19 protein-coding genes are annotated in these 14,804 nt (G+C 50.7%); 3 read left to right on the forward strand and 16 right to left on the reverse strand.

What is annotated here, in order from left to right:
• Positions 1 to 206: 206 nt before the first annotated feature.
• The 3 genes from GOM71_RS13185 to GOM71_RS13195 form a co-directional block, all read right to left on the reverse strand.
• The gene (locus GOM71_RS13185) at positions 207 to 1,115 is read right to left on the reverse strand and encodes a hypothetical protein (protein ID WP_156281797.1); all 909 of its coding nucleotides are present in this window, start codon (positions 1,113 to 1,115) and stop codon (positions 207 to 209) included.
• On the reverse strand, positions 1,102 to 1,614 hold the full coding sequence (locus tag GOM71_RS13190) for an RNA polymerase sigma factor (protein WP_156281993.1): 513 nt from the start codon (positions 1,612 to 1,614) through the stop codon (positions 1,102 to 1,104). Before GOM71_RS13190 ends, GOM71_RS13185 begins: the two co-directional genes overlap by 14 nt.
• Positions 1,615 to 1,771: 157 nt before the next feature.
• Entirely contained in the window at positions 1,772 to 2,404 is a 633-nt protein-coding gene (locus GOM71_RS13195; protein ID WP_156281995.1) for an O-methyltransferase, read from the reverse strand.
• A 127-nt stretch (positions 2,405 to 2,531) separates the two neighbouring features.
• Between GOM71_RS13195 and GOM71_RS13200 the strand changes: the two genes are divergently transcribed.
• Both GOM71_RS13200 and GOM71_RS13205 read left to right on the forward strand, forming a co-directional pair.
• Positions 2,532 to 3,668, forward strand: a complete 1,137-nt coding sequence (locus GOM71_RS13200; RefSeq protein WP_156281799.1) for a THUMP domain-containing class I SAM-dependent RNA methyltransferase — start codon at positions 2,532 to 2,534, stop codon at positions 3,666 to 3,668.
• Positions 3,669 to 3,700: 32 nt separating this feature from the next.
• Positions 3,701 to 5,749, forward strand: a complete 2,049-nt coding sequence (locus tag GOM71_RS13205) for an LTA synthase family protein (protein WP_156281801.1) — start codon at positions 3,701 to 3,703, stop codon at positions 5,747 to 5,749.
• Between the two features lie 88 nt (positions 5,750 to 5,837).
• Here GOM71_RS13205 and GOM71_RS13210 read toward each other — a convergent pair whose 3' ends face one another.
• The 11 genes from GOM71_RS13210 to GOM71_RS13260 form a co-directional block, all read right to left on the reverse strand.
• Positions 5,838 to 6,533, reverse strand: coding sequence for a DUF559 domain-containing protein (locus GOM71_RS13210; protein ID WP_253944831.1), 696 nt, complete (start codon positions 6,531 to 6,533; stop codon positions 5,838 to 5,840).
• Between the two features lie 321 nt (positions 6,534 to 6,854).
• On the reverse strand, positions 6,855 to 8,303 hold the full coding sequence (locus GOM71_RS13215) for a PDZ domain-containing protein (protein ID WP_173275584.1): 1,449 nt from the start codon (positions 8,301 to 8,303) through the stop codon (positions 6,855 to 6,857).
• A gap of 101 nt (positions 8,304 to 8,404) precedes the next feature.
• Positions 8,405 to 8,629 carry a YuzB family protein gene (locus tag GOM71_RS13220; RefSeq protein ID WP_156281805.1) on the reverse strand — a complete coding sequence of 75 codons (225 nt, stop codon included), beginning with the start codon at positions 8,627 to 8,629 and terminating at the stop codon, positions 8,405 to 8,407.
• Positions 8,630 to 8,655: 26 nt separating this feature from the next.
• A complete protein-coding gene (locus tag GOM71_RS13225; RefSeq protein WP_156281807.1) occupies positions 8,656 to 8,958 on the reverse strand; it encodes an iron-sulfur cluster assembly accessory protein in 303 nt (100 codons plus the stop codon).
• Positions 8,959 to 9,008: 50 nt separating this feature from the next.
• Entirely contained in the window at positions 9,009 to 9,245 is a 237-nt protein-coding gene (locus tag GOM71_RS13230) for a hypothetical protein (RefSeq protein ID WP_367649594.1), read from the reverse strand.
• A 140-nt stretch (positions 9,246 to 9,385) separates the two neighbouring features.
• Positions 9,386 to 10,333, reverse strand: a complete 948-nt coding sequence (locus tag GOM71_RS13235; RefSeq protein WP_253944832.1) for a M14 family metallopeptidase — start codon at positions 10,331 to 10,333, stop codon at positions 9,386 to 9,388.
• Positions 10,334 to 10,466: 133 nt separating this feature from the next.
• On the reverse strand, positions 10,467 to 11,276 hold the full coding sequence (gene racE / locus GOM71_RS13240; protein ID WP_367649595.1) for a glutamate racemase: 810 nt from the start codon (positions 11,274 to 11,276) through the stop codon (positions 10,467 to 10,469).
• Between the two features lie 180 nt (positions 11,277 to 11,456).
• Positions 11,457 to 11,813: a YtxH domain-containing protein gene (locus GOM71_RS13245; RefSeq protein ID WP_156281813.1), complete on the reverse strand. Its 357-nt coding sequence runs from the start codon at positions 11,811 to 11,813 to the stop codon at positions 11,457 to 11,459.
• A 28-nt stretch (positions 11,814 to 11,841) separates the two neighbouring features.
• The gene (locus tag GOM71_RS13250) at positions 11,842 to 12,306 is read right to left on the reverse strand and encodes a hypothetical protein (RefSeq protein ID WP_156281815.1); all 465 of its coding nucleotides are present in this window, start codon (positions 12,304 to 12,306) and stop codon (positions 11,842 to 11,844) included.
• A gap of 190 nt (positions 12,307 to 12,496) precedes the next feature.
• Positions 12,497 to 12,922, reverse strand: a complete 426-nt coding sequence (locus GOM71_RS13255; protein WP_156281817.1) for a DUF86 domain-containing protein — start codon at positions 12,920 to 12,922, stop codon at positions 12,497 to 12,499.
• Between the two features lie 144 nt (positions 12,923 to 13,066).
• A complete protein-coding gene (locus tag GOM71_RS13260) occupies positions 13,067 to 13,354 on the reverse strand; it encodes a Dabb family protein (RefSeq protein ID WP_156281819.1) in 288 nt (95 codons plus the stop codon).
• Positions 13,355 to 13,487: 133 nt separating this feature from the next.
• Between GOM71_RS13260 and GOM71_RS13265 the strand changes: the two genes are divergently transcribed.
• Entirely contained in the window at positions 13,488 to 13,751 is a 264-nt protein-coding gene (locus tag GOM71_RS13265) for a hypothetical protein (protein ID WP_156281821.1), read from the forward strand.
• Between the two features lie 71 nt (positions 13,752 to 13,822).
• On the opposite strand, the gene GOM71_RS13270 is transcribed toward GOM71_RS13265, so the two are convergent.
• The gene (locus GOM71_RS13270) at positions 13,823 to 14,212 is read right to left on the reverse strand and encodes a cytochrome C oxidase subunit II (protein WP_156281823.1); all 390 of its coding nucleotides are present in this window, start codon (positions 14,210 to 14,212) and stop codon (positions 13,823 to 13,825) included.
• 189 nt (positions 14,213 to 14,401) lie between these two features.
• The gene (locus GOM71_RS13275; RefSeq protein ID WP_156281825.1) at positions 14,402 to 14,797 is read right to left on the reverse strand and encodes a phage holin family protein; all 396 of its coding nucleotides are present in this window, start codon (positions 14,795 to 14,797) and stop codon (positions 14,402 to 14,404) included.
• Between the last annotated feature and the right edge of the window lie 7 nt (positions 14,798 to 14,804).

The following is a 14,804-nucleotide window of genomic DNA, read 5'->3' on the forward strand; positions in this document are numbered from 1 at the left end:
AGGGTAGACGGAGCATTTAAATGATTCTGGAGAAGCGTCAGCGTTCGTTTTTGTGAAGGGATCCCAACCTTACCTCGTTGATTCAAAGGAATCCCTGAGCAATGGCGATCGGAAGAACATTTAAATGAGCAGTTTACTGTTTAACCCAGATAAAAAAAGGGGTATCCCATCGTCATTTTCATGACTTATGGGACAGCCCCTTATTGTTAATCGATATCGGTATACAGCCCGCTGGAAAATGATTTAATCTCGGAGTAAATTACCTTTCCATCCGCATTCAGACCCTCAACGGTATAATCGTTCTGACGGATCAATTCAGCAAAGCAATACACATAACCGTACTCGTCTGTTACGAATTCCGCTGTCTTCATCGCGCCGTTCTCATCTACAATTCGAATCGAGGCAATTTGCGGATCATTGACAACGCCAAAATAAAACGAATTCGGATCAATATCATACCATTGTCCTTGAAGCGGCTGCTTGGACTCCCGCGGCTCGCCGATCGAATACGACAGCGATTGGCTCCATACCCATTGATTTTGCATATCGTCGAACCCGTCGACGCTTAACGAGATGCTTCTGTATCCATTCGACTCGTACAGCTTCCGGTAAAAGAGAAGCATTTTACTGTCGTCTATGCTTTTCTTTTCGATGATTGCAGTATCGGCATCCGGATATTTTAACTCCAGCACCTGCTCCCAGCTTCCATACGCCAACAGCTCAACCATTTGACCTTGTTCATTCAGCTGAGAATACGATTGGATATCAAACGCATTAACCTTGTTCCCGGAAGAAGGCATCAACAGCCATTCTTCTAGCGGAATGGCCGCAGAACCCCGATGCTTGGATTGATCTTCATTCGCCGCAGCTTGCATCGACTGGGCCTCATTTTCACTTATATTGTCATTTATCTTATGAGCCGCAAATAAACCGAATATAACCAGTACCGCCACGCTTGCGAACATTCCAATTGCAATTCGCCAATTCAAATGCGAACGACTGGATTTATGGAATGCTTGTTGTTTAATGCCAGCCCTAAGCTCATCCGTAAAACCTTGCCTGTTCAACGGATTCCCTCTCAGCGCATCATACCAAATCGGTTCAGATGATTTCATAGGCAATCCTCTCCTCCAGTAGTTTTGAAAGCTTTTTGCGCGCGCCGAACAGCCGCGATTTCACCGTTCCTACCGGCATCTGCAGCACATCGGCTATCTCTTGCAGCGAAAGCTCGTATTTCGCATGAAGAACAATGACTTCGCGCTGTTTAGTCCGCAAGCGGAACACTTGCCGCCATACCTCATTGCTTGCCTCCGTCTCCATAAAATCCTGTTCGGCCGATTGGCCCCAGCGCCCCGGATCTATTTCATTGACAAGCCATACTCTGCGAAAAAAAGCCGACCTCCGGTAGTTGATGCTAACATTTCGCGTAATTCTGAGCAGCCACGTCTTTACCGTCGACTCCCCCCGAAACGAATCGATGTGCTTAAACGCCTGTAAAAATACATCCTGCGAAATGTCATCGGAAAGGGTCCGATTTTGTGTCAGCGAATATGCGAAATTCCATACATCCTGGCCGAACTTTTTCATTAAGTCGTCAAGCACGTGTTCATCCATGTTCGTTAAATGTCGCAAATAGTCATCACTCAATTTGATCACCCCGAATTAATAGACAAAGGACAATTCATATAGGTTCAATAAATTGCACAAAAAAACCTCCTCTGCTGAATGTCATACATTCAAGCCCGAGGAGGCTAGTCATTTATTCCGTCTTTTACGATGACTTCACAATCGCTATAGCCAATCCGTCATAGCCCGGCAGCACCGTGCTCATAAGCCGCGGATCGTCGGCAATTTGCTGATTGAAAGCGCGCACCGCCTGCACTGCAGGACCTGCCTTATCCAGATTCGTCGTTCGGCCGCGCAGCAGCACATTGTCGCCGATGATGACGGCTCCCGGATTTGCAAGCGCAATCGCATAGTTGAGGTAAATCGGATAGCCTTCTTTGTCCGCATCGATAAAAAAGAAATCGAACCGGCGTCCCGCTTCCTTAAGCCGAGCCAAGCTTTCTCTCGCGTCGCCGATCATATAGTCTACCTTCTCGCCTAATCCGGCTGCTGTCATATGTAATTTCGCCAAGTCCGCATACTCCGCCTTCAGCTCCAGTGACGTTAACCGGCCGCCTTCAGCAAGGCCCCTTGCCAGGCAAATGCCGCTATAGCCGCCAAGCGCGCCAACCTCCAGAGCTTCCTTCGCTCCGTTCATTCGAACGAGCATCGTCAGCAGCCGTCCATAGCCGTCCGCAACAGAAATATCAGGCATACCTTGAGCTGCAATCCCCTGCTTCGCGCGCATTAAATCGGCATCCTCGCCGTAAAGGCTGTCCACATATTGCTCATCTATCATAATCATGCTATTCTCTCCAATTTTACAATTTGTAAAAGCATCCTGCTTTGCCCTATACTTGATTGTATGATTTTGTCCGTGAGGAAACAACTTTGTTTTTGACGAATTAAAGGGAGAATGAAAATCTATGACCAAGATTAACCTGATCGCGACTGCGCCGATGGGCCTTGAGGCCGTCGTTGCCCGCGAGCTGAAAGACCTCGGCTACGAAGACCTGCGAGTGGAGAACGGCCGCGTCCGTTTCACCGGAGAGCCGATCGATATTTGCCGCACCAATCTGTGGCTGCGTTCCGCCGGACGTATTCTCGTCAATATGGGAGAGTTCCGCGCGACTACGTTTGATGAGCTGTTTGAAGGCACGAAAGCGCTGGACTGGCCGGAATGGATTCCGGAGGACGGCGAATTCCCGGTGAACGGCCGTTCCCAGAAGTCGCAATTGACTAGCGTACCTGCATGCCAAGGCATCGTAAAAAAAGCGGTCGTCGAAAAAATGAAGGAACGTTACGGCACCGAATGGTTTCATGAGGACGGCGGAAAATATGTAATCGAAGTAACGCTGATGAACGACGAAGCGATGCTGACGCTCGATACGACAGGCTGGGGCCTGCATCAGCGCGGCTACCGTAAAGTATCGACCGAAGCGCCGCTGCGCGAGACGCTTGCCGCTTCGCTCGTACAGCTTAGCCGATGGCGCCCTGACCGTCCGCTTTACGATCCGTTTTGCGGATCCGGCACGATTCTGATCGAAGCGGCGATGATCGGCTGGAACATTGCGCCGGGGCTGCGCCGCAGCTTTAACAGCGAAGGCTGGCCGCTTGTGCAAGGCGAGCTGTGGGATAAAGCGCGCGAGGAAGCTTTTGACGCGGTGAAGGATGATATTCCACTGCAAATCGCAGGCTCCGACATCGATCCGTACGCGATCGAAATTGCTTCGGCGGCGGTTAAAAAGGCCGGCTTCGGCAAAGAAATAAAGCTCGAAGTGCTGCCGGTAGCCAAAATGAAACCGCAAGGCGACTACGGCGTCATCATCACGAATCCGCCATACGGCGAGCGGCTTGGCGACGACAAAGAAGCCGAAGCAGCCATTCGCCAGTTCGGTTTGGCATCGCTCCATTTGCCGACTTGGTCGTTTTTTGCGATTACGCCGACGAAGTCGCTCGAGCACTATTTTACCCGCCCTGCGGACAAAAAACGGAAGCTGTTCAATGGCCGAATCCAGACTGATTTCTATCAGTACTTCGGACCGCTTCCTCCGCGTAAATAGGACGGCAAGTTAGAAAGGGATGTAAGCAGGTTATGATTTCTAGACAAAGCGCCGCACGGCGCGGCATGCGACAAACGCTCGAATGGCTCGAGCGTTTGAAAGCCGCGGACGTGCTGTTGTTTTTTATCGGAATGCTTGGAAAAGTATTTTTATTCGATGCCATTATTAACGTACCGAATATCGACATGAACGGGTATGACCTCGTCGTAGCGATTGGCACGCTCGGACTCGTCTGTTTCTGGACCGTTTGGCTGCCTGCCCGCGGCCGGATCGTCGCACTCATATCATTAAACGTCCTGTTGTCTTCCATCATGTATGCGGACGTCGTATACTATCGTTATTTTCAAGATTTAATTTCCGTACCTGTTCTGATGCAGGCCAATCAAGTCGATTCGCTCGGCGCCAGCATCGGCACGCTGCTGCAAGCTCGCGATTTCATTTTGTTGGCCGATTGGATCGTCGTTATTCCGTTCGCCTTCTATACGCTGATCTACGGCGGTGCGGATTTGCGGGAGACGTTTGGCGAAAGACAACGCTTCGGCTATCGTGTTGGCAGACGATGGCCGCGTTTCGTTGCCCGCGTCGTTACTGGCATCGCGATTGCGCTCATCGGCCTATCCATGTCTGTCGGCAGCATAAATGAAGCGAGCCGCACCTGGGCGCAAGGGCTTTTCGTCAACAACTGGTGGAGCTTGTCGCTGTATAACGTTACCGGAGTCGTTGGCTTTCATGGTTATGACGTCTACCGGTACGCGAAAGAAAACTGGCTCGACTCCGGACAAGTATCCGCCGAAGCAGCAGCCGACATATACAATTGGACTTCGGAGCGCTCGAACAGCCGCAAGCTGCTTGAAGAAGACGAAACATTCGGCGCATACAAGGACAGCAATGTGCTGATGGTGCAAGTGGAAGCTTTGCAAAACTTTATGATCGGCAAGTCGATTGGCGGAGAGGAAATTACGCCGAACTTAAACAAGCTCATTCAAGAGAGCGCCTATTTCAGCCAGTTTTATCATCAAACCTCGCAAGGGCGGACATCCGACGCCGACTTCCTTGCGAACTGCTCGCTGCAGCCTATGGTCAGCGGTTCGGTCTTTATCCAATACGCCGGTCATACGTTTAATTGCTTGCCGCAAACGCTAAGCGATAATGGGTATACGACCGATGCTTTCCATGCGTATGACGGAGGTTTCTGGAACCGGAATACGATGTACGCGAACATGGGCTACGATCATTTTTACAGCAAAAAGCATTTTACGCTCGATGAGCCGATTGGCTGGTCGCTCGGGGATAAGTCTTTCTTCCAGCAGTCCGTCGACGTTCTTGTCGACCCTGATCGAGACAAGAATAAGCCGTTCTATTCCTTTATGATCTCACTGTCCAGCCATCATCCGTTCACGATGCCGCAGGAGCAGCAAAAGCTGTCGCTCGGCCAGCTTGAAGGGACGCTGATGGGAGATTACTTGCAGGCAGTTCATTATGCCGATGCCGCATTGGGCGAGCTCGTCGAACGTTTGAAAGCCGAAGGGCTATGGGAGAATACGATATTTGCCATGTATGGCGATCATGACAATTCGATCAAAGACTGGGAGCTGTTCGAGCAGTTTCTCGGCAAGCCGCTTAACGATTTGGATCGTCAAATGATACTGAAGCAAGTGCCGTTTATCGTGCATCTTCCGGACGGCGCATATGCTGGAACGCATGCTAATGTCGGCGGCCAGCTTGACGTAACGCCGACGCTGCTGCATCTGCTTGGCATTTCGACGGTTGGCGATACGCTGCTCGGAACACCGCTTATAACCGAAAAAGCGCTGAGCAGCGACAGCGGCAAGCTCGTCGTCCAGCGAAACGGCGCCTTTACCGACGGCACGGTCTACTTTATGCCGTCTGCCGATGGCATTGCTTCGAACGGAAAATGCTGGGATATTTCCTCCGGTAAATTTGGCGATATCGCGCCTTGCCTTGCCAATGCGGACGACGCGTCGAACGAACTGACGATGTCAGACGCAATCGTTACGCATGATCTCATCCCAATGTTCCAATCCACGGAGGCCGTCGAGGCCACCGCCGCGGTAAGATAGTAAAAACAGGAGCCCCGTCGAAATAGACGGGGCTCCTGTTTTTGTATATGATCATTCCGATTTCCAAACTAGAATCCATTTTAGCTAATTAAAGACACCTTGCAGCTTCACTCAACTGCGGATGAACGCGGTAGCTGCGGATTCTTTTCGCCCCCGACGCTGGAATAAGAAGGTTCTGGTCCGTCAGTGCTTTCAAAATAACTCTCGCCTGCTTGTCCGAACATCGAAGTTTCGCTGCCGCTTCAGCCGGTGTAATTGGCTGTGGAGCGCGAATTGCAATTCTTATCATCTCACGGTGACGCATCGATAGATCCAGATCTTTTAATAGCTCAGAAGACTTGCCGGATAGCTTCCCCAGTATCTGTTGAATATGCTGCTGACATCGTTTTGATTGATCTTCGATTGCATCATAAGAAAATCGAAGGACTTGCCATCCGTCAAGCACGAGCTCATTTTGCCGGAAACGGTCGTCTGCAAACTTGCGCCGGTCAATGTCTCTCGAATGCGCACCATATCCGTCAATTTCAATACCAACTTTATAAGGCGGCCTCACATATGCAAAATCAATGTACCGAGCCCCATTCCGAAAATCGTATATTTCATACTCCGCATGAAGATGATTAAAATGACCAATAGCCGGCCACCACACTTTTTCTAAAAATCGTTTCTCTGCGTGTGCATGACCTTCCTTCAATCTGCGTAACGCCTCACCAGACCTCTGTTTCATTTGCTCCGTCATCCACAGTTCATAGGCTTGCTCGTAAAGTACAGCATCTGGATTCATTCTAGTGGGACCACCTCTCTTTTCGAATAAAAAAACGCCCTTCCCCTATTTACAATAGGGAAAGAGCGGTGTGCTTCACTCGCAAATAATGTCTTCACTTAATTTTAGAATATAAGTTTTGTAAGTATTTGTCATCCACAATCCAATATGCCGCTTCGCGCTCGTCCACCGCCGAATAACGGAACTTTCTTCCGTTATTTCGGCTTCTCGTGCGAATTACCGCTCCATAGCGGAACTTTCTTCCGCTATTTCACTCCCAGACCTCGTTGACGCGCCGATTGAACCGCCGTCTCTGCTATCGCCCGCACTTCGCGCCTGCGCTCACGCGCCGCTTGAACTGCCGCTGCTATCGCCCTCGCTTCCGCGATGCTGCTTCAGCCAGCGCAGCACGTCGTCGATCGTCTCTACCGGGACGATCTGCAAGTTCGGAGCGCCCGATCTTGCATCCTGCTCGAGCGCCGCCGGAACAAAAAACACGTCAGCGTCTGTGCGGCTAACGGCGAACGCCTTCTGCGGCACGCCGCCAACGAGGCCGATTGAACCGTCGGCCTCGATCGTGCCGGTTCCGGCGACGCGAATGCCGCCCGTCACGCCGCCCGGCGTGAGCTGGTCGATGAGCGCGAGCGTCAGCATCGCGCCGTGCGACGGGCCGCCGATATGCGCGATATACGTGCGGTAATCGACCTTGCGCGGTATATCCGCGTGCAAGTCGTTGCCGACCGAGATGCCAAACACAGCGCGCTCCGGCAAATTTTCGCTAGCCTCGGCTTTCCCTGTAGGCGCCTCGACGACCAGCATCTCGCCGTTTCGGCGCAAGCCTACTTTAACAGTCGATCCAGGCTCCACGCGCTCAGCCATATAGGTAGTCATCGCCTCAATAGTAAGCACGGGCTCTCCATTCAAGCTTACGATAACATCGCCCGCCTCAAGCTGCTCTTTGGCTGCGCCGTCCTTTGCCACCCCAAGAACGACAACGCCTTTGCTTGATATGCCCTCGCCTATTCCTGCCTTTTGCATGGCTATGGCGCTGGCTACCTCATTCGCATTCGTCTTCATCGTCACGACTTGCGAATATTCCTCCGTAAGCGGCGGTTCGTCCGCTCGTTTGCGTTCGAATTCATATAACGGGAACAGTTTGGCATACAGCCAATCCGCTGCAACTGCCGGTCGTTCGAAGACGAGAACGCCGCTTATGCTTCCGCCGGCAGCTCCGCCTTCCGCATGCGCATACCGGTTCATCGCAATAGTCATTGCCGGATACGTTACCCGATAGGAGGTTGGATATACAAACAGGCCAAGCAGCGCTGCAATACAAATAAGCCATATTAAGCTGCGCACCGGTACAAACCGTCTCCAGCCGCGCTTGCCTGCCAGCTCCGAAACCATTAAATCAATGAACGCAACTAGAAAACCGGCTGCAATAAAGACGAGGTTGACGAGCAGCCGTTGTGGGTCCAAAAACACGAGCACTATTGCAGCTGCATTCACCGCGAACGCAAAGCCGCGCACCGCAATCGTCCAGCGAACGGCGCCGCTCTTTTTTCCGAGCGCTCCCAGCAGCCTGTACGTCCCAGCAGATGCACCAATCGCGAGCAATAACGGAAGAATCGCTAAACCATACAGCAGCCCGTCAATCATCTCAATCCATAAACGTCCGGAAGGCGTACGCAGCGGCGCCGGAAGCCAAATTAACTCGCAAAAAACAATGTATATAATCGACAGCACCAAACTCGCAGCATAATAGCGAAAATGCTTATTGTTTATGTGCAACAACGCCATTCCCCCGCTCTATTGTTCCATCATTTAAAAAGAGACCCAACATCGCTGTTGAGCCCCTCGTCATAAAATAGTCATGCTGAAGCCGAGCGGAATTACTTTTTCACATACGGCTTTATTTTCTCGATTGCTTCGTCCTCGCTTGCCGCTTTCACATAACGTCCATTAATAAAAATGAATGCATATCGGGCGCAAGGCCCGCAATAGGATTTGCAGCCGACACGGATCTCGGCGTCTGGCGCCAGCTTTTGAAGCTTCGGCACGATCGTTTTAATCCGGACATGATTGCATTTGTCGCATACGCGAATATCGTTAGCCATTCGTTATCGTCCTATCCGCTTGTCGATTAATGATCGCCGCTGTTGCCTTTGGACGGATTCGTAACGGCAAACCCTTCTTCGGGAACATAAAAATAATCGATGCGCACGCCGTCGAGGAAATCGTTGTCCTTCTCCAAAATAACGTCAATTTCCTTGTCTGTCGAAACGACGATATCTTTATCTGACGGCTCGTCAATTGCGAGTCCGTAGTGGGCATGGTCGCCATGAGCATGCGTCACATAAACGCGGAGCTTTTTGCCAGCGTTCTCCGGCTTGTCCAATTCAGCCTTTAATATTTTTGCGGCATTGCGCGTAATTTTGCAGTTCATTCAGATCCGCTCCTTAATAAAATAGCCGGATGCCTTAAAGGCATCGCGCTTCATATCAATTTATTATACTTCTTCTCCATAATTCGGGCAAACCATTCCGCCGCAATCATGGTTACAGCTATATCGTCAACCGGCAAATAAGGCAGCACATCCGGTAGGACCCAATAGAGAATAACCGGAATGATAAAAAACAGCTTGTCTCGCAAAAGGACCTCCTTAGACACAAGAAGACGATAGATTCGGACAAACGTATTTCGCCAATGTCTTAGCGACAGCAGCTTGCGCACAGGGCACACCACCTTTATGGCAGGTCTTGTCAATGACCTTTTTGCTATTATAGCACAGGCATGCCCCTGTCCCGCAAACGCCCCGCAAAAGTGTAATTACATACTGGCCGTTCATTTCTGACGCGATACGCCGGCTTCGGTTACCGATGCAGCTTTAACGCTTCGGTCAGCAACGGCTGCAGAGAGCGATAGATCGGTTCAAATTGCTCGACGGGAAGCGGATTCACGCCAAATCCCGCTTCAACGGTAAATCCGGGACGCCGGAATTGCTGAATGAACCAATCTTTGTAGCCGGCGTCGCTGCCGCTAAGCTTGACTGGCTTATAGCCGCTGGCGCGCCCAAGCCGTTTGGCCAGCTTCTCCGCTTGCTTAGGCTCGTAGCCCCGATAGTTCCAATAAATCTCTTCTCCTTGCGTATGGAGAGCGACGACGGCATCGAATTGCAGCGCATTCGTTAAATTGGCAATTGCCAGCGCCTCCGGCTCGCTTAGCGGATACGGCCCCGGAAAATCTCGCGGAGCCGGCCCCGTCGTGCCTCGTCGGGAACACTCCTCTTCCCAGTGGGCGGGAAACTGGTCATTCAAATCGACGCCGCGCGCATTCGCCTTCCATTGATCGAACTCTTCCGAGCCGTTGTTCCACTGGATCAGCTGCCCGCGGAACGGATTGTGCGGCTGAGCTCCCTCCAGAACGAGCTGCACGCCGTCCGCATTTATCATCGGCACAGCCCATAATGTAACTTCACGGTACAATCGGCATGCGCTTACGCCATTGATTTGTCCATCGCTTGCGCATGCCGCAGCCCAGTCGCTTACATACCTCATAAGCAGCGCTGATGTAATCCATTCGTTCGCATGGCAGCTTCCGTTCATATGAATGCGCCGTTCTCCCGTCCCGCATTTCAACGCGACAATCGGCCTGCCAAGCACCGTATGTCCGATGACATAGCCTTCGACGAATGGATAACGACGCATAAGCACGATACTGTCTTCAATAAATTCGTTATAGCCATATTGAGTGAAGCTTGTTTCCGAACGCATTGTTTCTTTCATTTCATCCCGCTCATTCATGCCTTTCGCTTCGTCCATAGATCCACCCCGCATTCGCGTTTCCGCGCCGCGCTTATATGCTGCACGGCGCAGAATAACTGCATCGTTACATGCTATTCGAGGAGGACAGTCGCCATTCCATCGCTAAGGCATCGTTTTGACAATATCATGCTTATATGCGCTGCAGCTCCTGCCAAACAATCGGAGTAAGCTCCAATTGTTCGCCAAGCCACTCCTGCGCGATCACTTTAAACATGCGCGGCTCGCCGCTGCTTATAAACTGATGCACCGGCACGACATAGCCTGGTGCAAGCATGCCGCTTTCATGCAATATCGCTCTTGCTTCGCGGGCGGTCTCATTCGCCGAGCTGATCAGCTTAATGTTGGAGCCCATAACCTCGCCGATCATCTCCGCCAGAAACGGATAATGCGTACAGCCTAGAATCAAACTGTCCATCGGATAGCGGCGCAAATGGCCGATGGATTGCGTAATGGTAAGATAAGTCTCGGAAGATCGGAAATTGCCGTTCTCCACCAGCGGAACGAAAGACGGGCAAGCTTCGCTAATAATCTGAATAGCTGGAGACAACTCTCTGAGCGCTTGTTCATAAGCGCCGCTTCTGATCGTCCCTTCGGTTCCGATTACGCCGACGCAGCCGGTTTCGGTATGCCCAATCGCCGCGCGCGCGCCCGGCTTAATAACGCCCACAACGGGAATTTTCACCCGGCTGCGGATATCCTCCAATGCGAATGCTGTGCTCGTATTGCACGCTATAATGATCATTTTCGGACTGAATTGAGCCAAATAATCGACAATTTCCCGTGTGAAAAGCGTAACTTCCTCGGGGGAACGCGGTCCATACGGCGCTCTGGCCGTATCCCCGAAGTATACGATTTTTTCGTGCGGCAGCTGGCGCATAACCTCTCTAGCGACAGTTAGGCCGCCTACGCCTGAGTCAAGAATCGCAATCGGTTGCTGCACAAACACACCGCTTTCTATAAACGATATTTTCCGCTTGCATTGTGAAGGATAAATGACCTGCGACTCCAATAGCATATGAGCAAAACAGCGGAAACGTACCACAATAGGTGGATACACGGCATTTTTCACGCAAAAAAACAGCGGATTCCGTCGACTGGAATCCGCCGCTTTCTTCGCTGTTTAATTAACCGTAAGCAGCTCTTTATCTTCCGATTCCGCCGCTTCAAGCTCGCTTGCTTCAACAGCTGCATCGTCATGGCGAAGCGACTTAACGCTTGTTACAACTGTAACTGCAGCATGCTTCGCTTTGTCTGCGAGCAGTACCGCCTGATCGCCGAGCTGGCGGGCAATGCGGCCTGTCGTATCGCCAACCTGGCCAGCGACGCGAACCGTAGTTTCCGAAACCTTCTGCGCGCCAACCGTAATATCTTGACGCAATTCCTTGCCTGCTTTAGGCGCAAGCAGCAATGCCGCAATCGAACCCACTACGCCTCCGGCCAATGCTCCCAGCAGAAAACCTTTCGTTTGCTTTGCCATCTGAATCGCTCCCTTCAAAATGATGACGCTATTCGCCCTGCTCTTCCGAATATGGCGCAGAATGGCGCTTGCGGTTAGTTTGCCATAGCTGCCAAGCTGCCATACCAAGTTCCGCCCATTCAAGCGCTTCACCGATTTGACGCTGCTTGGAAGCCCGTTCGGCGTGCTGAACCGCCGAATTTGCAAGCACCGAGGATACTTTGCTGACTGCCGACGTCGTATGTTCAACCGCATCGCCGATTTGCCCGGCTGCGGCGAACAGCTTTCCGGCCGATTGCAATTGATGTTGCGCTGTCCGAAGCGTTTGCTCTGCCGGCTCCGCTAGCGCGCCGAGCTTTAAAGAAGCTGCTTGCGCGTCTGCCAGCGCGAGCTCTGCCGCAGCTTGCAGCGCCGACAATCGTTTCAGCGCCGACCGCATGCCAAGCAATAGGCCAATCGCCAAACCAACAAATACTGCAGTTGTGATAGCCGCGCTCCATTCCATCACCGACATCCTCGTTCTCCTCCTTCGCCGACAGCCAAAGTTCTGTTTCGCCTTCCGCGAATAGGGCGAATGCCCATATCGTAATGCCATTATAAGCAGCATGGGCTCGTCTTGACACAAAGGACGGCCAGACAAAGCAAAAAAGCCGACTGGCTCAGGCTGCAAAGCAGCCCGAATCAGTCGGCATTCCAATCATTTATTAAAAATTTAACTCTCGCTCAATATACTGCTCTACCGAGGCTTTGAACAATAGCAGCTGCTCCGACAGCTCGCGGATTTGCGGATAAAGCTCGGCACGCTGCCAAGTGAAGTAGTCTTGAACAAGCGGTTTGCGCAATTGTACCAATTCAATGAATGTTTGCTTCAGCTCGTTCGGAAAAACGCCTTCTTCTCCTGTAATCTCGATAATATCCTCGTAGCTGCTTGCGTCCCGCATAATAAATCCGTCGATCAAATAGCTGCCGACGTCGGTAATGATCTCGATCGCCAGGTGCAGCGCTCTCTCCTGCGCCATCCCTTCAATTAAACTTCCCTGCCAGCTGTCCGCCAATGTATTCAATGCTTGAGCGATATCCGGCATTGCTTCAAGTCTGACGCCAATTTGCTCGCGATTCACATAATACATTTCAAATCTCTCGCTTTCAGTCCCGCTTTTTGGATTTTGCTTTAAGCTTTAACCATGCAAACATAACAATCATGCTGATGATAATAATCAGCAAATAAGTCATCATTTCATAAAGATCTGCCATTGTATTCTCTACGACCTTTCTTAGCTTTCGTAATCGACGGTGACCGACGCTTCGCGCACTTGCGACATATGCTCGATTACTTTTTGGTGGACCGGATGCACCTGGTACGCGTTCAGTCCGTCCATTGAATCAAATTTCGTCGTCAGAGCAATATGATAAGAGCGTTCGGAGTGCAGCACGTCGATGCCTACTTCGATAAACTTCAATACGTCAATTTTCCCTTCCATGTCACGAAGCACTTGAGCAGTACGCTCAACATTGTCCGGGCTGCCGTCTTTCAATTTAAATAAAACGATATGTGTAAGCATCGGTACCAATCTCCTCTTTGCTTTAGTAATGGAATGACAAGCATTCTTTTGTCACATAATAACCTAAGCAGCCGCAGCTCGGCAACAAGCTTAACTGCAAGCCACTAAGTCCCGCTTAGAAAGGTGGATCGTCATGCGATATACCGTAACAATTGCAACGACCATTATCGGGCTGGCTCTTTGCGCGTACAACGCAACCGGCTATGACCCGCATAATTTCGTATTTTTCATGTTCAGCATTCCGGCATGGTTTGTCGATTTATTCGTCGATGTGCATGATGTCAGCGTCATGCTTATGTACGTGTTGACTGTGGCCAGCTGGGCGCTCCTCGGCTTTATTGCCGATTACTTCATCGCCCGCAACAGAGGCCGCGAACGCAGTAGGAGCAATCTGTGAGCTTTCAATAAAGCTCCTTCTCAGCAATAACGCGCAAAGAGGAGCCTATTCGGCTCCTCTTTATTGTTTGATTAAGCAGCTTCGACAATCAGCTTCGTTTTCATTTCAACGTGACCGGTGCCGCATGGAACCGAACAATGAACGATGTATTCGCCTGGTTTATCTGCTTTAAATTCGGTTTCCAGGTTTTCACCTGTGAGGTCGATGTTCAACTCTTCGATTTTGGCGCCGTGGATGCCGCTTTTATTTTGAAGCTTCAAAATAACGTTGTCGCCGACTTTCACTTTGTACTCTTCTTCGCTAAATGTAAAGTCGCTGTTTGCTACCAATTTAACAAGCACTGTGCCAGGAGGCAGCTCCGCTGTCTCGTCAACAGGCTTCGGCGGCAAGCCGAAAGTCAGCAAATAAACTCCAAGAAGTGAGGCTGCTGATAATAATACGAACATGATCCACTTATGCATTACTCCGTGCTCCCCTTTTCGAACGATGTGTTTACTTCTTATATTACATAAGATCGTCCGAAGTTCTCAACCTTAAACTTCTTAAAGAGGAAAAGTTTTTGCACGAATATGACAAAACCATGAACATTATGCGATCACGCTTGAAAATAGAGCAAAAACACCCTTCTGTAGTCTATTTGCACAAATTTATTATGATTTTTTCTCTTTCAGCACTTCAATTAACTTGCGGATATAGTCCGGCATCGGCAATCCCATTCGGCCATAGTTTTCCGTAACCGAGATCAATTCGTTCGCCAAGTAGAAATAAGTGGCCGCTCCCATCGTCGCATTATGCAGATCAAGCAAAATGTCAATGCGATGCGCAAGAAGGATGACGAGCAGCATTAGCCCTTTTTTTGCAAGCCCCCATACGCCGAACAAGCTGTTCAACCCTCTTCCCTCTTTAATGGACGCCAACACGCCGGAAATATAGTCGATGCCCATTGCAATGACTAATACCGTGAGTGATTCCGGCCAACCTCCAAACGCGAATGTAATGATCGATCCGATTACGGCGCTTACTGAACATACTTTAACCAACGGCAAACCCCGC

Source organism: Paenibacillus sp. NEAU-GSW1 (genome assembly GCF_009737085.1).
In the GTDB taxonomy this organism is placed as follows: Bacteria; Bacillota; Bacilli; order Paenibacillales; family Paenibacillaceae; genus Pristimantibacillus.